A 20,799-nucleotide genomic window follows, 5' to 3' on the forward strand; every position below is an offset into this window, starting at 1 on the left:
GAGTCCAGCCGAACAGTCGACGGACACCTCACACAACGGATGGGGAAATTCGTCCGATCATCCCTCTAGCGCATAGAGGAGTTTCCGTCTACTTGCGACTCGGCCGGTGATTCTCCGGTCAAACGGCACGTGAACCTTCAGTCTTCCTGCGATCGGGGTCGATGTCCACAGGCGACTTTGTGAACGACGGATGACAGGCTGGGTCGTCAGCTGTCATATGGCGGGCGAGGGATCGGCTGGCTCGTGCCGTCGAAGTCCCCGGGCAGCCGGGCGACCATGTCGCGGAACTCGTCGACGGTGACCGCCTCCCGCAGGGTGGCGAAGACGGCGCCGGTGCCGACCCGGGCGGTGGCCTCGTCCACCCCGGCCCGCTCCCCCACGCGGCGCAGGAACTCCGCCGGCCCGAGGGTGGCCGGCCGGCCGTCGGACGGGTCGGGACCGGCCAGGTAGCCGTCCAGCTCGTCGGGGAGGTGCCCGGCCAGGTCGCCCGACCGGCCGCCGGTCATCCGCTCCACCATCGTCTGCAGCACGGCGCGGGCGATCGTGGCGGACTGTGCGGTCGACAGCCCCGCCCGGCGGGACACCGCGTCGACGAATAGGGGAAACCGCACGGCGCCCTCCTGTCGTCACCGGCCCCGCGCATACCCGCGCCCGCCGCCGGCAAACGGGCCCTCGCCCGCCGGTCGGGCGGCGACTCAGCCGCCCGGGTCGTCGGCGAGGACGTCGAGCAGCAGCGCGGCGGTCCAGCCGAAGGCGGGCGAGCCGAGCCCGGCGCCGGTGTCCGGGTGGAAGTACTCGTGGCAGCCGGAGAGGGCCACCAGCTCGATCATCGAGTCGCGCAGGCCGGCCGCCAGGTCGGGACGGCCGTGGGTGAGCAGCCCCCGGCGCACCAGCCAGTTGACGTTCATCCAGCTCGGCCCGCGCCAGTAGCGCAGCGGCTCGAAGTCCGGCGCCGTGCGGTCGTGGCTGGGCAGCGGCCGGTCCATCCGGGCGGCCAACCCGAACCGCGGCGAGCAGGCCTCGGCGACCAGCGCCGTGGCCTGCCGGGCGGGCAGGTCGGGCAGGATCAGCGGGACGATGCCGAGCACCGTCCGGGCCGGCACGAGGCGGTCGGCGCGCAGGTCCCGGGGCTGGAAGGTGCCGGTCGTGGGGTCGTACAGCCGGTGCACCAGGGCTTCGGTGATCCGGGCGGCGCGCTCCCGGTGCGGGCCGGGGTCGGCCCCGACCACCGGCGCGATCCGGGCGAGCGCGTGCTCGGCGGCGCCCATCGCCGCGTTGAACAGCGGACACTCCACGAGGAACGGATGGTGGGCGGCCAGTTCCGCGTCGCGGTAGCGGTGCTGCCGGTAGGACGCCACGATCGCGACGTAGCGCGCGTAGTCGAGGTCGGTGGGGCGGTGCGCCGCGTCGGCGTGCGTGGTGTCGTGCCGGCGGTACGCGCGCATGACGGCGGCGTCGGCGGGCACCGCCGCCATCGGCGCGTCCCAGGCGGGGCTGTTGTCCAGCCCGGACTCCCACGGGTGGACGATGCAGGCCAGCCCGCCCCCGCCGACGTCCCGGCGGGTGGTCAGGTAGCGTTGCTGCGCCACCAGCCCGGGATAGAGCCGGCGCAGCGCGGCCCGCCCGTCCTCGGAGGGGCACCGGCGGTACGCCAGCCACGCGGCGGGCGCGTGCACCGGCGGCTGGACCAGCCCGGACGTGGCGGCGGCCGGGGCGCCCTCGGCGAGGGCCGAGTCCCAGAACTCCGGCCCCGGGAAGTACGAGCCGGGCCGCAGCGCCGGGTTGAACACGATGTGCGGCACCCGCCCGTCGGCCCACTGGGCCCGGAACAGGCTCGCCAGCTCCCGCCAGGCGCGGTCGGGGCGGACGTGGGCCCAGCCGAGCGCGATGAACGCCGAGTCCCAGCTCCACTGGTGCGGGTAGAGGGTGCGCGAGGGCACGGTGTGGTCGTGCTCCCAGTTGCCGTCGAGGGTGGCGACGGCGATCTGGCGCAGCGCCCCGCCATCCCGGGCCCCGCCGTCGGCGGCCGTCCCGGTGCCCGGGCCGCCGTCCGCGGTGTCGGTGCTCATGCCGCCGCCTGCCGGGGCTGCGCGTGTCGGAGCACGGCGGCGGCCTGGTGCAGGGCGCGGACCGGATCACCCCGCAGCCGGCACTCCAGCGCCAGCCAGCCCCGGTAGTCGATCTCCAGCAGGGTGCGCACCAGGGCCGGCCAGTCGAGGTGGCCGGCGCCCGGCTGGTAGCGGTTGGAGTCGCTGACCTGGACGTGCCCGAGATAGGGCGCGGCGGCGCGCAGCGCCCGGTGCACGTCGTCCTCCTCGATGTTCATGTGGAAGGTGTCCGCCACCACCCGCACCGAGGGCAGCCCGACGGCCGCGCAGAGGGTCACCGCGTCGTCGAGCCGGTTGACCATGTGGTCCTCGTACCGGTTCAGCGGTTCCAGGAAGAGGGTGACCCCCTCGGCGCGGGCGTGCTCGCCCAGCTCGCCGAGGGCGTCGAGGAGCACCTGCCGGTCGCCGGCGGGCGAGCGGGGCGGCTCGAACGGCGGCAGCCGCCGGGAGAACATCCCCCACGCCGCCGGGGTCATCGCGCCGACGCCGCCGAGCTCGGCGATCACCGAGAGCTGCGAGCGCAGGTTGCGCACCGCGTCACGGGACCGCTCGGGGTCGAAGTCGCCGATGAAGTGGTCCATCTCGACGCAGACGGTGGGCATGACCACCCCGGCCGCCCGGGCGCGGCGCAGCTCGGGCAGCCGGCGGGCGAGGCCGAGGTCGCCCCGGCCGCGCAGCTCGATCGCGTCGTAGCCGAGCGCGGTGGCGAGCGCGAACTTCTGGATCAGGTCGGTGCCCGGCAGGAGCTGCTCCTGACAGGCCAGTGGGATCGTCATCTAGAACCTCAGCACCACTTGGAGGGCGTCACCGTCACCGCGGTCGAGCAGCGCCAGCGCGTCGGCCACCGCGCTGGCGTCCACGACGTGGCTCACCAGCGGCAGCGGGTCGACGCTGCCCTCGGCCACCAGGTCCATGAAGGTGTGTGCGACGCGGGATCCGGTCCACCGGCCGGCCATGCCGGGCGCCGGGGTCGGCCCGGAGACCTGGGCCGCCACCAGCTGGATCCGGTTGTGGTGGAACTCCTCACCCAGGCCGAGCCCGTCGGCCTGCCCCTGGTAGAAGCCGGCGGCCACGACGCGGCCGGCGTGGGTGGTGGAGCGGATCGCCTCGTGCAGCGCCGGGTAGGCCCCGGACAGCTCCAGGCAGACGTCCGCGCCCCGGCCGCCGGTGGCCCGGCGCAGCACGGCCGCGGCCGACTCGGTGCCCGCGTCGACCGCGATGCGCGCGCCGAGGCGGGTGGCGTGCGCCAGCCGGGCGGGCACCCGGTCGACGGCGACCACCCGGGCGCCGGAGAGTGCGGCGAGGCGGGTGGCGAGCAGCCCGATGACGCCCTGCCCGAAGATGCCGACCCAGTCGCCGAGGTGCAGGTCGCCGGCGAGCACGGCGGTGAGGGCGATCGCCCCGGGGCGGGCGAAGACGGCCGCGAGCGGATCCAGCCCGGCGGGCAGCGGGTGCACCGCCTCGGCGGCCACGACCGCCTCGGCGCGATGTCCCCAGATGCCCCAGACCACCTCCCCCGCCCGCCGGCCGGCCACGTCGGGCGCGACCTCGACGACCTCGCCGACCTCCTCGTAGCCGAAGCCCACCAGCGGGTACGGCACGGAGGTCTGCCGGGGCACGAACATCCGGCTGACGTCGTCCCAGTCCTTGCTCAGCCGGGGGTTGCTGCCCCGGTAGAGGGTGAGCTCGGTGCCGGCCGAGATGCCGGAGTAGCAGGTGCGGACGCGGACCTGACCGGGCCCGAGCGGATCCGGGGGGCAGGGCTCGAGGCTGATCCGTCGGGGCCCGGCCAGAGAGACAACCCAGTTGACCATGAGTCACATCCCGGTAGCACTGGGCTCCATCGTAGGCAGAAAATCGGTATATGTCTTGTAATTGATCAATCGAAGGCGTTGAATCCCTTGTATACCCTTCGAGAGGAGTGCCACCGATGTCAGCACCTCCGATGCGGATACTCGCCGCCACCCTGATCATGGCAGTCACCGGGTCCAGCCTGCTGGCCTGCGGCGACGACGAAACCGACAGCGACAGCAAGAAGATCACCGTGTGGAGCCTGGAGGACGTGGCCGACCGGGTCACCGCCACCAAGGCGATCATCGCGGACTTCACCGCCAGGACCGGGATCACGGTCGACCTGGTCACCGTGAACGAGGACCAGTTCCCCTCGCTGATCGCCTCCAGCGCCGCCGCCGGCGAGTTGCCCGACGTGGTCGGCTCGGTGTCGCTGGCCGGGGTACGCACCCTCGCCGGCAACGAACTGCTGCACCCCTCGGCGAACGCGGAGGTCGTCGAGGCGCTCGGCCGGCAGACGTTCTCGCCGCGCGCGCTCGAACTGACCGCCGACGACGGCAGACAGCTCTCCGTGCCCAGCGACGGCTGGGGTCAGCTACTCGTCTACCGCAAGGACCTGTTCGACGCCGCCGGGCTGCCCGCCCCCGACACGTACGAGAAGATCACCGCCGCCGCCACGAAGCTGAACACCGGCGGCGTCGCCGGCATCACCGCCGCCACCGCCCCCGGCGACGTGTTCACCCAGCAGACCTTCGAGCACCTGGCGCTGGCCAACAACTGCCAGCTCACCGACGACTCCGGGGCCGTGAAGCTGGACTCCCCCGAGTGCGTCGAGGCGTTCCGGTTCTACGGCGACCTCATGCGCACCAGCTCCGTCAAGGGCGCGCAGGACGTCGACACCACGCGGGCCACCTACTTCGCCGGCAAGGCGGCCATGCTGATCTGGTCGCCGTTCATCCTCGACGAGCTGGCCGGGCTGCGCGACGACGCCAGGCCGACCTGCCCACAGTGCCAGGCCGACCCGACGTACCTGGCGAAGAACAGCGGCTTCGTCACCGCGATCAAGGGCCCGAACGGCGCCGCGCCGGCCCAGTACGGCGAGATCAGCTCGTGGGCGGTGCTCGACGGCGCCGCCGCCGACTCGGCGAAGTCGTTCGTGGAGCACATGCTCGGCGACGCCTACCCGCGCTGGTTCGGCATGTCCCCCGAGGGGCGCTTCCCCGTCCGCAAGGGCACCGCGGCCGAGCCGGAGAAGTACCTCACCGCCTGGAACGCCAGCCAGGCCGGGGTGGACGCCAAGAAGCCGCTCGCCGACGTGTACGGCGAGGAGGTGCTCGCCGGCCTGCGGCGCAGCCCGGACACCTTCCAGCGCTGGGGCCTCACCCAGGGCCAGGGCAAGCTGGTCGGCGCGATCCTCGGCGAGCTGCCCGTGCCCAAGGCGCTGAACGACGTGGTCGCCGGCAAGACCGACGCCGCCGCGGCCGCCGGCCGGGCGAAGAAGGACGTGGAGGCGATCAAGGCGGGCGTCAATTGACCACCGCCGCGCCGGGCACCGGCCGCTCCCCCACCCGGGATCGGCCGGCCCCGGCCCCCCGCCGGCGACCGCTGACCCTGCGCCGCCGGGAGGCCCGCGCCGGGCTGGCGCTGGTCGCCCCGACCCTGCTCGTCGTCGTCGCGGTCATCGGCGTCCCCATCGTCTGGACCGTCGTGCTGGCCTTCCAGCGGGTACGCCTCGCCACGCTGCGCCGCACCGGGCTCTTCGGCGAGTTCACGATGGACAACGTCGAGCGGGTCCTGAACACCCCGGGCTTCGCCGGCACCCTCTGGACCACGCTGGTCTACAGCGTGGCCAGCACCGCCGGCTCGATCGTCCTCGGCCTGGTGGCGGCGCTCGTCGTACGCCGGCCGTTCCGGGGCCGCACCCTCGTGCGCGCGTCGATGCTGCTGCCGTACGTGGCGCCGGTGGTCGCGGTCACCTTCGTCTGGCAGGTGATGCTCGACCCCCAGCTCGGCGTCGTCAACGACTGGGGCCGCCGGTTCCTCGGCTGGGACACCCCGGTGCCGTTCCTGTCCCAGGAGTCGACGGCCCTGGCCACGGTCATCGCGTTCGAGGCGTGGCGCTACTTCCCGTTCGCGTTCCTGTTCCTGCTCGCCCGGCTCCAAGCGGTGCCCGGCGAGCTGGAGGAGGCCGCCCGGGTGGACGGGGCCACCCCCACCCAGCGGTTCCGGCACATCCTGCTGCCGCAGCTGCTGCCGGTGATCGGCCTGCTGGGCGTGCTGCGGTTCATCATGACGTTCAACAAGTTCGACGACGTCTACCTGCTCACCGGCGGGGCGGCCGGCACCGAGGTGGTCAGCGTCCGGGTCTACGAGTTCCTGACCGCGCGGACGGACATCGGCGCGGCGGCGGCGCAGGCGGTCGTGCTCGCGGTGGTGCTGATCGTGTTCGTGCTGGTGTACCTGCGCTTCTTCGGTGGACGGAGGGTCGACTGATGGACCGGGACCGGATCGAGACGGTGGGGCTGCGCTGGCTGCGCCGGCTGGTGATCGCCATGTTCCTGCTGGTCACCGTCTTCCCCTTCTACTACATGCTGGTGCTCTCGGTACGCCCCGTCGAGCGGCTGCTGCTCGACCCCGGCTCGCTGGTGGTGGGCCTCGGCGAGCTGACCTTCGACACGTACGCCGAGGTGGTCAGGGCGGCCGACGACGGCGGCCAGGGCTTCCTCACCTTCATGCGCAACAGCGGCCTGGTCGCCGTCGCGGCGACCCTGCTGACGCTGGCCGTGGCGATCCCCGGCGCGTACGCCGTCGCCCGGCTGCGGTTCTTCGGCCGGCGGCAGGTCGACTTCCTCTTCCTGGCGGTCTACCTCTTCCCGTCGATCGTCATCGCGATCCCGCTCTTCGTGGTCTTCACCCGGGCCGGGCTGCGCGGCTCGCTGCTGGGCCTGGTGCTGGTCTACATCTCGCAGACCCTGCCGGTCTCGGTCTACATGCTGCGCAACTACTTCGAGACCATCCCCGTCAGCCTGGAGGAGTCCGCGGCCATCGACGGCGCGGGGCGGCTCGGCATCATCCGTCGGGTCAGCCTCCCCCTGGCGGCGCCGTCCATCATGGCGGTCGCCCTGTACGACTTCATGATCGCCTGGAACGAGTTCCTCTTCGCCCTGCTCTTCCTGGTCGACAAGCCGAACCGGTGGACGGTGTCGCTGGGGCTGGCGCAGCTGGCGGACGGGGTCGAGGTGCCGAAGACGGTGCTGATGGCCGGCTCGGTGATCCTCACCCTGCCCATCGTGATCCTCTTCTTCGCCAGCGAGCGGTTGCTCACGGAGGGGCTCACCAGCGGCGCCGAGAAGGGCTGAGGCAGGGCGGGGTTGCCGCGCGGCGGGCCGCTGGCCAAGGATGTCCCGGGTGGAAGCCTCCCCCGAAACCGACACCGACACCGACACCAAGGCCGGCGTCCCGCCCGCGGCGGCCCCGCCCGGCGTCGGCCTGACCGGCGCAGAGCCGCCCGCCGCGGCACCGGTCGGCGCAGAGCCGCCCGCCGCGGTACCGGTCGACGCGGCACCGGTCGACGTCGACCCGGTCGACCGGAGCCTCGGCCGCCGCGTGGCCCGGCTGGTCACGGAGGTCCTCGCGCCCAGCGTGCTGGTCACCGTCATGCCGCTGGTGGTGGCGGCGCGCGCCACCGGCAGCCTCGGCGGCGTGCTGCGCTGGGGCGGCGCCGCCCTGGTCTTCTGCGCGGTGGTCCCGGTCGGCGTGGTGCTGTACGGCGTACGCCGGGGCTGGCTGACCGACCGGCACATCGGCGACCACACGCAGCGGCTGCGCCCCCTGGCCCTCGGGCTGGCCTCCGTCGCGGTCGGCATCGCGCTGCTGGTGGCCCTCGACGCGCCCCGGATGCTGGTCGCGCTGATGGTCGCCACCCTCGTCAACGGGGCGGTCGTCACGGCGGTCAACCACTGGTGGAAGCTCAGTGTGCACGCCGCCACCGCAGCCGGCTCGGTGGCCGTCCTCGTCCTGGTCCTCGGTCCCGCGCTGCACGCGCTCTGGTCGCTGGTCGTCGCGGTGGCCTGGTCGCGGGTGCGCCTGCGCGACCACACGGGGGCCCAGGTGGTCGCCGGAGCGGCCGCCGGCGCCCCGCTCACCGCCGCGGCATTCCTCGCGCTGACCTGACCCGCGACGACCGACGCCACGGGCCGGGCATGGCGGCGCGCCGTGGCGCCGTCGCCGGCCGTCCGCTCGGCGGATGCCGGACCCGCCGGCCGTCCGCTCGGCGGATGCCGGACCCGCCGGCCCGGACGCCTGCGCGGTGCACCCGCGCGTCGGCGCCCGCGAGCGTGATCCCGTCGGCGCAGGTGTGCCCGCCGCCGGAGGGCCGGCCGGATCCGGCTACGGTGGCGGCATGGGAAAGCCGACCCGTTGGGTGACCGAGACCGGTCCGGAGCACTCGCAGTGGTACATCGACCGGTTCCGCCGGCTGGCCGCCGAGGGGGCGGACCTGGCCGGCGAGGCCCGGCTGGTGGACGCCCTGGTCGCGCCGGGATCCCGGATCCTCGACGCCGGCTGCGGCACCGGCCGGGTGGGCGCGGAGCTGGCCGCCCGGGGGCACGCGGTGGTCGGCGTGGACGCCGACCCGGCGCTGGTGGAGGCCGCCAGCGCCGACCACCCGGGCCCGCGCTGGCTGGTGGCCGACCTGGCCGAGCTGGACCTGGCGGCGGCCGGGGAGCCGGAGCCGTTCGACGCGGTGGTCGTCGCCGGCAACGTGCTGGCCTTCGTGGCCCCCGGCACCGAGCGGGACGTGCTCCGCCGGATCGCCGCCCACCTGCGGCCCGACGGCGTGGTGGCGGTGGGCTTCGGCACCGACCGCGGCTATCCGCTCACCGACTTCGACGCCGACGCCGTCGCCGCCGGGCTGCGGCTGGAGCACCGCTTCGCCACCTGGGACCTGCGCCCCTGGCGCGACGACGCCGATTTCGCCGTCACCGTGCTGCGCCGCCCCGCCGCCTGAGCCTGCCCCGCCGCCTGAGCCGGGCGTCGCCCGAGCCGGGCGTCGCCGGCCGGGTCAGGCGGGGGTGGCGACGACCCGCGCGGCGGCGGGGTCGAGCGTGGCGCCGGCGGGCACCAGGCTGACCAGGCCCGCCGGCAGCCGCAGCGGCCGGACGTCGCGGTAGCCGAGCATCCCGCGTACCTCGCCGCCGGCGAGCACGTACCGCCGTCCCAGGTCGGTCACCACGGAGACCGCGCCGCCGGGCGCGCCCGGCGCCGCGACCGATTCGACCACCGCGCCCCGGCCCGGCTCCACCACGACGTGGTCCGCGCGCACCCCGCCGCCGGACGCCGGAGGCGGGGTGCGCGGCGCGGCGGCGAGGTCGGGCAGCCCCACGCCGAGCCTGACCTCGGTCGCGCCGCCGTCGTCACCGACCCGGACGCAGAGCGCGGACCCGTCGGGCGCGGCCAGGCGGGGTGGCGCGGTCGGCGGAGCGGTCGGGCCGGTCGGCGCGAGGTCGGGCAGCTTCGGCAGCGCGGCGAAGCGCCCGAGGGTGATCGGCTCCGGTTCGCCCTGCCCGGTGCGGGCGAGCAGCAGGCCGGCCTGCAACTCGGTGATGCCCGCCAGGCCGTCCCGCAACGCGACGGCGTACTGCCGGCCCCCGCCGGAGTTGCGCACCAGGTAGACGTCGCCGATCCGCGCCCCGGAGACCCGCGCCGAGCGTTCCCCCTCGGCGGGCAGGGCCAGCGGGGCCAGGTCGGCGCCCGCGGGCAGGCTGTTGAGCAGCGCCGGCGCCGCCGGGACGGCCCGGGCCCGGGTGGCCGCCAGGGCGGCCAGCACCCGGTTGGGGTCGCGCAGCAGGTAGCGACGCTGGTGCCAGACCAGGTGCAGCGCGCCGTCGGGGTGGCGCAGCAGCAGCGCGTCCTCGCCGAGCGCCCGGCCGCCGTCGCCGGCCACGCCGATCAGCAGCGCCGACCGCGGCGTCGACCGGTTGTCCTCGGGGGCCGCCAGGGAGCAGACCGTCCACGGCGCGGTCGACAATCGTCCGGGCGGGGGCAGCGAGTCGGGGGCGTCGGCGATGCCCAGCGGCAACCCGCGCGGCACCCCGTCGATGGCGCGGCGGGAGACGAGCACGGTCTTCGGCCGCTCCGCGCCGATGATCAGCAGGGCCGACGCGTAGTTGAGCACCGGGTGCAGCTTCTGCTCCCGGTAGACGAAGCGGGCCCCGGACTCCTTCTCGACGATCACCGCGCCCGGGTCGCGCCAGCTGCTGCCCCCGCCGGCGAAGAGGCCGTAGAGGGCGAAACCGCCCAGGCCGATGGCCGCGACCAGGACGCTGGCCAGGGCCGCGCCGGCCAGCCGCCGGAACGGCGACTGCGCCGGGTCGGTCTCCCGCATCACCAGGGCGGCGACCGCCCGCTGGACGGTGAACTGGTACGAGTGCAACTGGTCCTGCCGCGACGGCATGGGATCCCTTCCGGTGGTGCGGTCGGGGCACAGGATAAGCGTTCCGTCGATGTCCCGAGGACCCTGCGTCGCGGCTGCGCGGCCCCCGCCTCCGCCGGCGTCACCCCGGGTGGGCGCTCCGGCGGATCAGGCCAGGGGGGCACCTCCCGGGGACTGGCACCCGCCATACCCCCGGGGGTAGCATGGTGTCATCGGGTACCCCCCGGGGTATAGTCGGTGACGAGGAGGTGCGGGGTGAAGCTTCGACCCGAGATGACGAGCGACGCGCTGACCCGCCTGAAGCGGGCCCGGGGGCAGCTCAACGCGGTCATCGAGATGATGGAGACCGGCCAGGACTGCCGCGACGTGCTGACCCAGCTAGCCGCGGTGTCGAAGGCGATCGACCGGGCCGGTTTCAAGATCATTGCGTCCGGGATGCGGCACTGCAACGCCGCCCGCGAGCGCGGCGAGGCGCCGGAGATGACCGAGGAGGAGCTGGAGAAGCTCTTCCTCTCGCTGGCCTGAGCACACAAGCACGGAGCACGGCCACCCACGTCGCGTGACAGCGACGTGGGTGGGTAAGCACTGCGCACACGTCGACAACCGCGGACGTGTGCCCGTCGGATACCCCCCGGGGTATAGATCCCACAAGGAGCACGGCAATGGCAGTTGAGGTGTCCGTCATCGCGACGTCCTCGCTCGGCGACCGCAGTTACCTGGCCTCCGACGGCGCGGTGGCGATCGTCGTCGACCCCCAGCGCGACATCGACCGGGTCATGTACCTCGCGGGCGCCAAGGGCGTGCGCATCACCCACGTGGTGGAGACCCACATCCACAACGACTACGTCTCCGGCGGCCTGGAACTGGCCCGGCTGACCGGCGCCGACTACCTGGTCGCCGCCGACGACGAGGTCGGGTTCGACCGGACCCCGGTCGCCGACGGCGACACCGTGCCCGTCTCCGGCGCGATGCGGCTCCGGGTGGTGGCCACGCCGGGGCACACCTTCCACCACCTGTCGTACGCGCTCGACGAGGCCGACGACGGCGGCTGGCGGCCGGTCGGGGTGTTCACCGGCGGCTCGCTGCTCTTCGGCACCACCGGCCGCACCGACCTGCTCGGCGCGCAGCACGCCCACGAACTCGCCCACCACCAGCACGCGTCGGCGAAACGGTTGGCCGACCTGCTGCCCGACGGGGCCGAGGTGTGGCCGACCCACGGATTCGGCAGCTTCTGCTCGGCCAGCCAGGCCGACGCGCCGGAGTCGACCATCGGCCGGGAGAAGCGGGCCAACCCCGTGCTGCGGCTGGCCGCCGACGAGTTCGTCACCGAGACCCTGGCCGGGCTCGACGCCTACCCGGCGTACTACGCCCACATGGGCGTGGCGAACCTCGCCGGTCCGGCGCCCGTGGACCTCACCCCGGTCGCCCGGGCCGACGCCGCCGCGCTGCGCGAGCGGATCGCCGACGGCCAGTGGGTCGTCGACCTGCGGCACCGCAAGGCGTACGCCGCCTCACACCTGGCCGGCACCGTCAGCCTCGGGCTCGACGGCCCGATGTCGACCTGGCTCGGCTGGCTCGTCGACTGGGGCACACCGATCACCCTGCTCGCGGAGACCGCGGCGCAGGTCGCCGACGCCCAGCGCGAACTGGTCCGCATCGGCATCGACCGGCCGGCCGCCCAGGCCACCGGGACGGCCGAGCAGTGGGCCGCCGACCCGGGGCAGCTGCGGGACCTGCGGACCGCCGACTTCCCCGCGCTGGCCGCCGCCCGCGCCGGCAACACCCCGGCGGGGCTGCCCGCCCCGGACGTCGTGCTCGACGTCCGGATGACCAACGAGTGGCGCGCCGGCCATGTCGAGGGCGCCGTGCACATCCCCCTGCCCGACCTGCCTGCGCGGCTCGCCGAGGTGCCCCCGGGCGTGGTCTGGGTGCACTGCGGCTCCGGGTACCGGGCCACCGCCGCCGCGTCGCTGCTGGCGAACGCGGGCCGCGAGGTCGTGGTGCTCGACGACGCGTTCGCCCGGGCCGAGGCCGCCGGAGTCGCCATGGTCGGCGGCGCCTGACCTGAACCTGGCCGCCGGCCGCCGCGACCGGCGGCGGCCGGCCAGCCCCCTGCGCCGGTCGGCCGCCGCGAAGCGGCTTCGGCCGGCCAACCCCTGTCCGAGTCGGCCGCCGCGAAACCGCTGCGGCCGGCCGGTCCCTGCCCGAATTTCACGTGATACATCCCGAATGAGGAAGAATGAGCACTTCGAAGAACGCCCGCCCTGCCGCCCTCGACGCCGCCGCCCTGCGTGAGCTGATCGACTCCGGCCGCGCGCCCCGCCTGCTGGACGTGCGCACCCCGGCGGAGTTCGAGACCGCACACATCCCCGGCGCCTACAACGTCCCGCTCGACCTGCTCAAGGAGCACCGCGAGGAACTGCGCCACCACCTCGACGAGGACGTGGTGTTGATCTGCCGCTCCGGCGCCCGCGCCACCCAGGCCGAGCAGGCCCTCTCCGGGGCCGGGCTGCCCCGGCTCAAGGTCCTGCACGGCGGCATGACGGCCTGGCAGGCCGCCCACGCGCCGATCACCCAGGGCGCCCCGCGCTGGGACCTGGAGCGACAGGTGCGGCTCGTCGCCGGGTCGATCGTCCTGCTCAGCATCCTGGGCTCGGTGTTCGTACCCGGCCTGAAGTGGGTGGCCGGCTTCATCGGCGCCGGGCTCACCGTCGCCGCCGTCACCAACACCTGCGCCATGGGCATGTTGCTCGGCAAGCTGCCCTACAACCGGGGCGCCAGCTGCGACCTGGACACCGTCGTCGGTCAACTGCGTGCGGGGTCGACAACCGGGCGGCGGTCGTGACCGGCGGCCTCGCGCTGACCGTCGGGCTGGCCGTCCTCATCGGGATCAGCCTCGGCCTGCTCGGCGGGGGCGGCTCCATCCTCGCCGTACCGCTGCTGGTCTACGTCGCCGACCTGCCGCCGAAGGAGGCGATCGCCACCTCGCTGCTGGTCGTCGGGGTGACCAGCGCCGTGGGCGTGCTGCCCCACGCCCGCGCGGGCCGCGTCCGGTGGCGGACCGGCCTGGTCTTCGGGGCCGCGGGCATGGCCGGCGCGTACGCCGGAGGCCGCCTCGCCGCGTTCGTCCCGGCCGCGGTCCTGCTCGCCGGCTTCGCCCTGATGATGCTCGCCACCGCGACGGCCATGATCCGCGGCCGGCGCGGCCGCGGCGGCGGCCGGCCCGTGCCGCACGAGCTGCCGGTGCTGCGGGTGGTGCTCGACGGCGTCGTGGTCGGCCTGGTCACCGGCCTGGTCGGCGCCGGCGGCGGCTTCCTGGTCGTCCCCGCCCTCGCCCTGCTCGGCGGCCTGCCGATGCCGGTCGCGGTCGGCACCTCGCTCGTGGTCATCGCGATGAAGTCCCTCGCCGGCCTGGCCGGCTACCTGTCCACCGTCGACGTCGACTGGGGCCTGGCCGCCGCGGTCACCGCCGCCGCCGTGGTCGGCAGCCTCGCCGGCGGCCGGCTCGCCGGGCACGTCCCTGAGAACGTGCTGCGCAAGGCGTTCGGGTGGTTCGTGGCGGCGATGGGCCTCTTCGTCCTCGGCCAGCAGCTCCCCGGGCAGGTGCGGACCAGCCCGCTGCTCTGGGCCGTGGCGGGAGCGGTGGCCGCCGCCGTGGTCGGCGCGCTGCTGCGCGACCGCCGGCGCCGCGCCCGACCCGACCGGACGACGGGTGCCGGTGTGCCGCGCCGTCGCCGGCGACGCGACCGGCACGACCGACACGACCGGGCAGACCGGCGTGGCCGGGCAGACCGACCCGGCCGGGCGGCGGTGCGGCCGTGACGCCGGTTCCACCGGCGGGCGGAGTCGCGGGGCGACCCGGCGGGCCGTACCGCTCAGGGACGCAGGATCAGCCGGATGGGGTTGCCCTCCTTGGTGTGCACCCGCCGCACCGCCTCCTCCGCCTCGGCCAGCGGCAGCACGTCACTGATCGACGCGCTCAGGTCGAGCCGCCTCTGCCGGGCCAGGGACACCAGTTGCTCGACGTGCTCGGACTCCGAGCCGTAGTGGCCGAGCAGCGCCTGCCGGAAGTAGTTGAACGGGCTGTCCGACGCGATCGTGACCGGCTTGTTGGCGATCCCGGCGAGCACCAGCCGACCCCGGCGGGCGAGCACGGTCAGCGCCTGCTCACGGACCGGAGTCACCCCGGCGAAGTCGAACGCGACGTCGAGGCCCCGCCCGCCCGTCAACTCCAGCACGGCGTCGCGGAGCCCGGGGTCGGCCGGGTCGAGCGCCGCGTCGGCGCCCAGCGCCGTCGCCCGGTCCCGCGCCGCCGCCAGCGGCTCCACCGCGATCACCGGGGCCGCGCCCACCAGGCGCAGCAGTTGGACGGCGTGCGCGCCCAGGCCGCCCACGCCCCACACCGCGACCGCCTCTCCGGGCCGGGTGCGCCCGGTGTCCGTCACCGCCGCCCAAGGGGTGGAGACCGCGTCCGGGATGATGCAGGCCTGCTCGAACGGCAGGTCGTCCGGGATCGGCACCACCGTGTCCTCGCGGGCCACGGCGTACTCGGCCCAGCCGCCGTCGTAGTCCACGCCCCGGGTGAACACCGTGCCGCGCCGGTCCCGCTCCCCCGCCTGGAGCAGCACCCGCTGGCCCGGCGCCCACCCCTCGACGTCGTCGCCGAACGCGTCGACCACCCCGGCGACCTCGTGGCCCAGCGTCACCACGTCGCCGGGCAGGTAGAGCGGCGTGAGGGTGCCGTCGATCAGGTGCACGTCCGACAGGCAGACACCCGCCGCCTCGACCCTGATCCGTACCTGCCCACGCTCCGGCTCCGGCACCGGCACCGACTCCATCCGCAGCACCCGGTCCGCCACGTGCAGCCGTCCGGCCAGCATGTCCGCCACAGTGCGCGCTCCCTGTCCGGCCCCCGGTCGGCGGCCCTCGACGAGCGCGCATACCCGGCCGGACGGAAGGAATGCGCGCCGGTGGCCGGCCCTCGGGGCGCCGCCCGGTAGCATCCGGGCCCGTGGGCGTGCGATTCGAGGAACTGGCCTGGCGGGACACCCCGATCGGCCTCATCAGCCTGCGTCGGCGCCGCGACCCGTCGCTCGACGTCGAGGTGTACGAGGTCAAGCTCGACGACGAGTTCCTGATGTCCAGCCTCTTCCCCGTCGCGGAGATCGAGCTGGCCCGGCTGGGGCTGGCCCCGCTGGCGGGGCGCGACCTCGACGTGGTCGTCGGCGGCCTCGGCCTCGGCTACACCGCCCGCACGGCGCTCACCGACGAGCGGGTCGGCTCGCTGCTGGTGGTGGAGGCGATCGAGGACGTCATCGACTGGCACCGCCGCGAGTTGCTGCCGTTCGCCGCCGGGCTGGCCGCCGACCCGCGTACCCGCTTCGTGCGGGCCGACTTCTTCGCCGCCGTCGCCGACGGCACCGGCTTCGACCCGCAGGCGCCGGGACGGCGGTTCCACGCCGTGCTCCTCGACGTCGACCACTCGCCGCGCAACGTGCTGCACCCCACCCACGCCGCCTTCTACACCCCGGACGGCCTGCGCCGGCTCGCCGCCCACCTGCACCCGGACGGGGTGTTCGCCCTCTGGTCGGACGACCCGCCCGACGCCGCGTTCGAGGAGGCGCTCGCCGCGGTGTTCCGTACCGCGCGGGCCCACGTCGTCCCGTTCGCCAACCCGCTGACCGGCGGGGAGTCGACCAACACCGTGTACGTCGCCCAGCTCTGACAGGCCACCTGACCAGGCGTTCCGGCGGCGGCGCGGTGGCGCTGCTCGCGGTCGTCGTGCTGGCGGCGGTCAAGGGGCGGCAGGCGATGCACCACTCCGCCGGGCGCCGGTGACGTCGAGCGCGGCGGCCAGCTCCTCGTCGTAGGTCGCGATCGGTCGCCCGTCGGCGGCGTAGGCGACGAGCCGGCCGTGGGCCATGGTCGCCGACCGGAACGAGAACGTCCGGGGCCCCGGATGGGCCGCCAGCAGCGGGATGACCCGGGGCGCGCCGCCGGGAGCGGAGTGGTATTCCAGCCGGGCCACCGCCGGCGACACCACCCCGTTGACCCGGACCTTGGTCTTCTCGCGCCGGGTGCCGAAGGTCACCGGGGCGTCGGTGCCGTACGCGGCGCACTGCACCGGGCCCCGGCAGACGAAGAAGTAGCGTGGATTGTCCACGTCGGACAGCGTGTACGCCTTGAACGTCGGGTCGGCGCCGGCCGGCAGCGGCTGCACGGCGAAGAACGCCACGGCCAGCGCGGCGGTGGTGCCCACCCGCAGCCAGCCGCGGGCCGCCCGGGGCCACCGGCCCGCGCCCGCCACCGCCAGTGCCGCCCCGCCGAACCCGGCCAGGCAGAGCACCCCGACGCCCAGCGCCCGGGCGTTCTCGAAGAGGAACTGGATCCCGGGGGTCGTCGAGACCGGGGCCAGCACCACCCCCAGCGAGACCACCATCGCCACCAGCAGCGCGCCGCCGGCCACCCGCCGGGCGATCCCCTCGGCGCCGATCAGCAGCATCGCCGCCAGCACCGGCCAGATCTGGTGGTGGGTCCAGGACACCGGGGAGGCGGCGACGGTGGCGCACCCGACGAGCACGGCGGCGTGCCCGGGCCGCCCGTGCGCGGCGAGGTGCCGCGCCCGCAGCAGGGCCACCCCGCAGAGAACGGCAACCAGGGCCGCCCAGAGCAGCGGCAGGGACGCCTCGTCGAGCCCGATCCGCAGCAGCATGCCGTGCACCGACTGGTTGCCGAGTGAGGCGAGGTTGCCGATCCGCGCCGTGTCGCGCATCGCCTCGGTCCAGTACGTCCAGCTCGCCGCCGGCAGGACCGCCGCCCCCAGCGCGGCGCAGCCCAGGAAGGTGACCACGGCCCGCCCGGCGTCCCGGTAGCGTCCGGTGGCGAGGAAGTAGACGACGAACAGCAGCGGGGTCAGTTTGATCGCGGCGGCCACCCCGACGAGCACGCCCCGGAGTCGGGCCGGGACGACACCCATGCCGTCCAGCAGCGCGAGCAGCACGATGAAGATGCTGACCTGGCCGAATCGGAGGTTGCTCTGCACCGGCGCGGAGAGCATCAGGGCGCAGGCGACGGCCGGCACGACGAGGGCCCGCCGAGGCCCGGGGCCGGCGAGCAGGCGGCCCACCGGCACCGCGATGGCGACCACCGCGAGGCAGGTCAACGCCAGCCAGACGCCCTGCGCGACTCCCTCGGGGACGGCGGCGACCGGCCAGAGCACCAGCGCCGCGAACGGCGGGTAGGTGAACGGCCCGCCGTTCTCGGCGACGAAGTCGTAAAGCGGTCGGCCGGCGTGCAGGTGCAGCAGCGCGCCCCGGTAGATGTGCAGGTCGGAGAGGCGGTCCGGGCGGAGCGTCACGAGCGCGGACGACCCCGCGGCGACGATGACGAACACCGACCAGAGCACCGCCACCCGCCGATCCCGCATCGTCGGAGTCTACGGCCGGCGCCCGGCCGCCGGGGACCCCGACCAATACCTACGCGACCGTAGGTTACCGTGAAGTAGGCCCGGCGACGCGTGACGTGCGGAGGAGAGACATGGACCTGAGTGCGGAGCGGCCCTGGCTGCGCAGCTACGCCCCGGGCGTGCCGGCGACAGTCCCGCCGTGCGACGAGTCGCTGGTCGATCTGCTACGCGACGCCACCCGTCGCTTCGGTCCCCGGGTCGCCCTCGACTTCTTCGGCGCCACCACCACGTACGCCGACCTGTTCGACCAGGTCGGCCGGGCGGCTGAGGCGCTGCGGCGGCTCGGCGTCGACCGGGGCGACCGGGTCGCGCTGGTGCTGCCGAACTGTCCGCAGCACGTGGTGGCCTTCTACGCCGTGCTGCGCCTCGGCGCGGTGGTGGTCGAGCACAACCCGCTCTACACCGAGCAGGAGCTCACGCACCAGCTCGCCGACCACGGCGCCCGCGTCGCGGTCGTCTGGGACAAGGTGGCACCCCTCGTCCGCCGTACCGCCGGCGCCACGGCGGTCGAGACCGTGGTCGCGGTGGACCTGACCCGGGCGCTGCCCCGGCGCAAGCGCTGGGCACTGCGGCTCCCGCTGCCTCGGGCGCGCGCCGCTCGCGCGGCGATGACCGCGCCCGCGCCGGGGGCGCTGCCCTGGGAACGCCTCGTCGCCGCCGGCCCGCCGCTCGCCGCCGGGCACCCCGCCCCCGGCCCGGACGACACGGCGCTGCTGCAGTACACCGGCGGCACCACCGGCACGCCGAAGGGCGCCGTCCTGACCCACCGCAACCTGCGGACCAACGCGGCGCAGGGCCGCGCCTGGGTGCCGGGCCTACGCGACGGCGCGGAGACGGTGTACGCGGTACTGCCGCTGTTCCACGCGTACGGGCTGACGCTGTGCCTCACCTTCGCGGTGGGCATCGGCGCCACGCTGGTGCTGTTTCCCCGCTTTCGACCTCGACCAGACCCTGGAGGCGGCACACCGCCGCCCGCCGACGTTCCTGCCCGCCGTCCCGCCGATCTACGAGAAGCTCGCCACCGCAGCCCGGGAACGCGGCGTCGACCTCACCTCGGCCCGGTACGCCATCTCCGGCGCCATGGCGCTGCCCCCGGCGACGGTCGAGGTGTGGGAGTCGGTCACCGGCGGGCTGCTCGTCGAGGGCTACGGCATGACCGAGACCTCCCCCGTGGCGCTGGGCAACCCGGTCTCCCCCGCCCGGCGTCCCGGCACCGTCGGGGTGCCGTTCCCGTCCACCGAGATCCGCATCGTGGACCCGGAGGACCCCGCGCGCGACCGCGAGCCGGGCCAGGCGGGCGAGCTGCTGATCCGGGGGCCGCAGGTGTTCGCCGGCTACTGGCGCCGCCCGGAGGAGACGGCGGCGGTGCTGCTGCCCGGCGGCTGGCTGCGCACCGGGGACATCGTGGTGACGGACGCCGACGGCTTCGTCACGGTGGTCGACCGGATCAAGGAGCTGATCATCACCGGCGGGTTCAACGTCTACCCGTCCGAGGTGGAGGACGCGCTGCGCAGCATCCCGGGCGTGCGCGACGCCGCGGCGGTCGGCCTGCCCGGCGCGCACGGCGGCGAGGAGGTGGTGGCGGCGGTCGTGCCGCACGAGGAGGCCGACCTGGACGAGGCCGCCGTCCGGGCCGCGTGCCGGCAGCACCTCACCGCGTACAAGGTGCCCCGCCGGGTCGTCCTGGTCGAGGACCTGCCCCGCTCGCAGATCGGCAAGGTCCTGCGCCGCGAGGTGCGCGACCGGCTGCTCGCCGACGGTTGAGGCGGCGGGGCCGGTCGGTCCGCCCGCACCGTCACGCGCAGGTCGGGTGCGGCGGCGGGACGGTGGTGCGGGGCGGTCAGAACCAGTCGTCGCGCATCTCCAGCGTGGTCCGGTCGAGGCTCTCCAGCAGGTCGAACTGAGGCCCGGTGCGGGGCAGCTCGTAGCGGAAGAAGTACCGGGCGGCCTGCCGCTTGCCGGCGTGCAGCTCGGCGTCCGGCCCGTCGCCCGGGCCGCCGGCCGCCTCGACGACGAGCAGTTGCTCCAGCCACATCCAGGCGATCACCACGTGGCCGACCGCCTCCAGGTAGACGCTCGCGTTGGCCAACGCCACCGCCGGGTCGCCGGTGCTCCACAGCCGCCGGGTGACCAGGGTGACCCGGTCCAGGGCCGCGCCGAGCGGGCCGGCCAGCCCGGCGGCCTCGCCCTCGGTCTTCCACGCCCGGGCGACCGTGGCGCGGACCGTCTCGACCAGCAGCGCGAGCCCGTCCCCGCCGCGCATGGTCACCTTGCGGCCCAGCAGGTCCAGCGCCTGGATGCCGTGGGTGCCCTCGTGGATCGGGTTGAGCCGGTTGTCGCGCCAGTGCTGCTCGACGTCGTAGTCGCGGGTGTAGCCGTAGCCCCCGTGCACCTGGATGGCCAGGTCGTTGGCGGCCAGGCACCACTGCGACGGCCAGCTCTTCGCGATCGGGGTGAGCACGTCCAGCAACAGTCGCGCGCGTTCCCGGTCCGCCGCCTCCGGCGCGGTCTTCTCCTCGTCGAGCAGCCGTCCGCAGTAGAGGACGAGCGCCAGCGCGCCCTCCACGTAGCTCTTCTGCGCCAGCAGCATCCGCCGCACGTCGGGGTGGGCGACGATCGGCACCTGCGGCGCGGTGGGGTCCTTGTCGGCGGCCGGGCGGCCCTGCGGTCGCTGGCGGGCGTACGCGAGCGACTTCAGGTAGCCGTGTAGCCGAGGGCGGTGGCACCCGCGCCCACCCCGATCCGGGCCTCGTTCATCAGAGTTGCGGCGTGGAAACCAGCCCTTCAGGGCCGGGAGGAAACGCCGCTCCCTCCCCTCAATGATCGTGCAACACAATGGACCGCTAGAATGTGAAATGTGAGCGGAGTGGTGAAGCGGGCATACAAGTACCGCTTCTATCCCACCGGTGAGCAGGCCGAACAACTCAACCGCACCTTCGGGTGCGTACGCTTGGTCTACAACAAAGCCCTCGAGATGCGGACCCGCGCATACGCCACCCAAC

18 protein-coding genes and 2 pseudogenes are annotated in these 20,799 nt (G+C 74.7%); 12 read left to right on the forward strand and 8 right to left on the reverse strand.

Translation table 11 applies throughout. From position 1 onward, the window contains the following. Positions 1 to 206: 206 nt before the first annotated feature. The 4 genes from ABT006_RS30115 to ABT006_RS30130 all read right to left on the reverse strand — a co-directional run bounded on the left by ABT006_RS30115 (position 207) and on the right by ABT006_RS30130 (position 3,922). Positions 207 to 611 (reverse strand): DUF2267 domain-containing protein, encoded by a 405-nt coding sequence (locus tag ABT006_RS30115; RefSeq protein WP_350711856.1) that lies wholly within the window; start codon positions 609 to 611, stop codon positions 207 to 209. An 84-nt stretch (positions 612 to 695) separates the two neighbouring features. Then, positions 696 to 2,069 carry an MGH1-like glycoside hydrolase domain-containing protein gene (locus tag ABT006_RS30120; RefSeq protein WP_350711857.1) on the reverse strand — a complete coding sequence of 458 codons (1,374 nt, stop codon included), beginning with the start codon at positions 2,067 to 2,069 and terminating at the stop codon, positions 696 to 698. Next, positions 2,066 to 2,884, reverse strand: a complete 819-nt coding sequence (locus ABT006_RS30125; protein WP_350711858.1) for a sugar phosphate isomerase/epimerase family protein — start codon at positions 2,882 to 2,884, stop codon at positions 2,066 to 2,068. Before ABT006_RS30125 ends, ABT006_RS30120 begins: the two co-directional genes overlap by 4 nt. Beyond that, positions 2,885 to 3,922 carry a zinc-dependent alcohol dehydrogenase gene (locus ABT006_RS30130; RefSeq protein ID WP_350711859.1) on the reverse strand — a complete coding sequence of 346 codons (1,038 nt, stop codon included), beginning with the start codon at positions 3,920 to 3,922 and terminating at the stop codon, positions 2,885 to 2,887. A gap of 116 nt (positions 3,923 to 4,038) precedes the next feature. On the opposite strand from ABT006_RS30130, the gene ABT006_RS30135 reads away from it, so the two are divergent. The 5 genes from ABT006_RS30135 (at position 4,039) to ABT006_RS30155 (ending at position 8,907) form a co-directional block, all read left to right on the forward strand. Then, complete coding sequence (locus tag ABT006_RS30135) at positions 4,039 to 5,433, forward strand: ABC transporter substrate-binding protein (protein ID WP_350711860.1); 1,395 nt, start codon at positions 4,039 to 4,041, stop codon at positions 5,431 to 5,433. After that, positions 5,430 to 6,392 (forward strand): carbohydrate ABC transporter permease, encoded by a 963-nt coding sequence (locus ABT006_RS30140; RefSeq protein WP_350711861.1) that lies wholly within the window; start codon positions 5,430 to 5,432, stop codon positions 6,390 to 6,392. Before ABT006_RS30135 ends, ABT006_RS30140 begins: the two co-directional genes overlap by 4 nt. Then, positions 6,392 to 7,258 carry a carbohydrate ABC transporter permease gene (locus ABT006_RS30145; RefSeq protein WP_350711862.1) on the forward strand — a complete coding sequence of 289 codons (867 nt, stop codon included), beginning with the start codon at positions 6,392 to 6,394 and terminating at the stop codon, positions 7,256 to 7,258. The genes ABT006_RS30140 and ABT006_RS30145 overlap by 1 nt, the downstream gene beginning before the upstream one ends. Before the next feature lie 49 nt (positions 7,259 to 7,307). Continuing rightward, positions 7,308 to 8,072, forward strand: a complete 765-nt coding sequence (locus ABT006_RS30150) for a phosphoesterase PA-phosphatase (protein ID WP_350711863.1) — start codon at positions 7,308 to 7,310, stop codon at positions 8,070 to 8,072. 229 nt (positions 8,073 to 8,301) lie between these two features. After that, the gene (locus ABT006_RS30155; RefSeq protein ID WP_350711864.1) at positions 8,302 to 8,907 is read left to right on the forward strand and encodes a class I SAM-dependent methyltransferase; all 606 of its coding nucleotides are present in this window, start codon (positions 8,302 to 8,304) and stop codon (positions 8,905 to 8,907) included. Positions 8,908 to 8,961: 54 nt separating this feature from the next. Here ABT006_RS30155 and eccB read toward each other — a convergent pair whose 3' ends face one another. Then, positions 8,962 to 10,353, reverse strand: coding sequence for a type VII secretion protein EccB (eccB, locus tag ABT006_RS30160; RefSeq protein WP_350711865.1), 1,392 nt, complete (start codon positions 10,351 to 10,353; stop codon positions 8,962 to 8,964). Between the two features lie 234 nt (positions 10,354 to 10,587). Here eccB and ABT006_RS30165 point away from each other — a divergent pair, with 234 nt between their 5' ends. From ABT006_RS30165 to ABT006_RS30180, 4 genes and pseudogenes are all read left to right on the forward strand, one after another. Continuing rightward, complete coding sequence (locus tag ABT006_RS30165) at positions 10,588 to 10,857, forward strand: metal-sensitive transcriptional regulator (protein ID WP_350711866.1); 270 nt, start codon at positions 10,588 to 10,590, stop codon at positions 10,855 to 10,857. A 137-nt stretch (positions 10,858 to 10,994) separates the two neighbouring features. Further along, positions 10,995 to 12,395, forward strand: a complete 1,401-nt coding sequence (locus tag ABT006_RS30170) for a rhodanese-like domain-containing protein (RefSeq protein WP_350711867.1) — start codon at positions 10,995 to 10,997, stop codon at positions 12,393 to 12,395. Between the two features lie 176 nt (positions 12,396 to 12,571). Next, complete coding sequence (locus tag ABT006_RS30175) at positions 12,572 to 13,177, forward strand: rhodanese-like domain-containing protein (RefSeq protein WP_350711868.1); 606 nt, start codon at positions 12,572 to 12,574, stop codon at positions 13,175 to 13,177. Further along, positions 13,174 to 14,046: pseudogene (locus tag ABT006_RS30180) on the forward strand (sulfite exporter TauE/SafE family protein); the annotation flags it as partial. The gene ABT006_RS30175 and the pseudogene ABT006_RS30180, both read left to right, overlap by 4 nt. Positions 14,047 to 14,207: 161 nt before the next feature. Here ABT006_RS30180 and ABT006_RS30185 read toward each other — a convergent pair. Then, positions 14,208 to 15,212 carry a zinc-binding dehydrogenase gene (locus ABT006_RS30185; RefSeq protein WP_350711872.1) on the reverse strand — a complete coding sequence of 335 codons (1,005 nt, stop codon included), beginning with the start codon at positions 15,210 to 15,212 and terminating at the stop codon, positions 14,208 to 14,210. 131 nt (positions 15,213 to 15,343) lie between these two features. Here ABT006_RS30185 and ABT006_RS30190 point away from each other — a divergent pair, with 131 nt between their 5' ends. Next, positions 15,344 to 16,057 carry a polyamine aminopropyltransferase gene (locus ABT006_RS30190; RefSeq protein WP_350711869.1) on the forward strand — a complete coding sequence of 238 codons (714 nt, stop codon included), beginning with the start codon at positions 15,344 to 15,346 and terminating at the stop codon, positions 16,055 to 16,057. Between the two features lie 69 nt (positions 16,058 to 16,126). Here the strand turns inward: ABT006_RS30190 and ABT006_RS30195 are convergent, their stop codons facing one another. Further along, the gene (locus ABT006_RS30195) at positions 16,127 to 17,758 is read right to left on the reverse strand and encodes a glycosyltransferase 87 family protein (RefSeq protein WP_350711870.1); all 1,632 of its coding nucleotides are present in this window, start codon (positions 17,756 to 17,758) and stop codon (positions 16,127 to 16,129) included. Positions 17,759 to 17,868: 110 nt separating this feature from the next. Here ABT006_RS30195 and ABT006_RS30200 point away from each other — a divergent pair. Next, positions 17,869 to 19,561, forward strand: a pseudogene (locus ABT006_RS30200) (long-chain-fatty-acid--CoA ligase). Between the two features lie 76 nt (positions 19,562 to 19,637). Here ABT006_RS30200 and ABT006_RS30205 read toward each other — a convergent pair. After that, complete coding sequence (locus tag ABT006_RS30205) at positions 19,638 to 20,420, reverse strand: acyl-CoA dehydrogenase C-terminal domain-containing protein (protein WP_350711871.1); 783 nt, start codon at positions 20,418 to 20,420, stop codon at positions 19,638 to 19,640. Between the two features lie 246 nt (positions 20,421 to 20,666). On the opposite strand from ABT006_RS30205, the gene ABT006_RS30210 reads away from it, so the two are divergent. Then, a partial coding sequence (locus tag ABT006_RS30210; protein ID WP_350711873.1) for a helix-turn-helix domain-containing protein occupies positions 20,667 to 20,799 on the forward strand: 133 nt, incomplete at its 3' end.

The organism is Micromonospora sp. NPDC002717, assembly GCF_040295705.1.
GTDB lineage: Bacteria > Actinomycetota > Actinomycetes > Mycobacteriales > Micromonosporaceae > Micromonospora.

Coding starts and splice junctions, on each gene's coding strand:
- ABT006_RS30155 (WP_350711864.1), top strand. CDS start 8,302: ATGGGAAAGCCGACCCGTTGGGTGACCGAGACCGGTCCGGAGCACTCG.
- ABT006_RS30130 (WP_350711859.1), bottom strand. CDS start 3,922: ATGGTCAACTGGGTTGTCTCTCTGGCCGGGCCCCGACGGATCAGCCTC.
- ABT006_RS30175 (WP_350711868.1), top strand. CDS start 12,572: ATGAGCACTTCGAAGAACGCCCGCCCTGCCGCCCTCGACGCCGCCGCC.
- eccB (WP_350711865.1), bottom strand. CDS start 10,353: ATGCCGTCGCGGCAGGACCAGTTGCACTCGTACCAGTTCACCGTCCAG.
- ABT006_RS30135 (WP_350711860.1), top strand. CDS start 4,039: ATGTCAGCACCTCCGATGCGGATACTCGCCGCCACCCTGATCATGGCA.
- ABT006_RS30185 (WP_350711872.1), bottom strand. CDS start 15,212: ATGCTGGCCGGACGGCTGCACGTGGCGGACCGGGTGCTGCGGATGGAG.
- ABT006_RS30120 (WP_350711857.1), bottom strand. CDS start 2,069: ATGAGCACCGACACCGCGGACGGCGGCCCGGGCACCGGGACGGCCGCC.
- ABT006_RS30145 (WP_350711862.1), top strand. CDS start 6,392: ATGGACCGGGACCGGATCGAGACGGTGGGGCTGCGCTGGCTGCGCCGG.
- ABT006_RS30125 (WP_350711858.1), bottom strand. CDS start 2,884: ATGACGATCCCACTGGCCTGTCAGGAGCAGCTCCTGCCGGGCACCGAC.
- ABT006_RS30195 (WP_350711870.1), bottom strand. CDS start 17,758: ATGCGGGATCGGCGGGTGGCGGTGCTCTGGTCGGTGTTCGTCATCGTC.
- ABT006_RS30170 (WP_350711867.1), top strand. CDS start 10,995: ATGGCAGTTGAGGTGTCCGTCATCGCGACGTCCTCGCTCGGCGACCGC.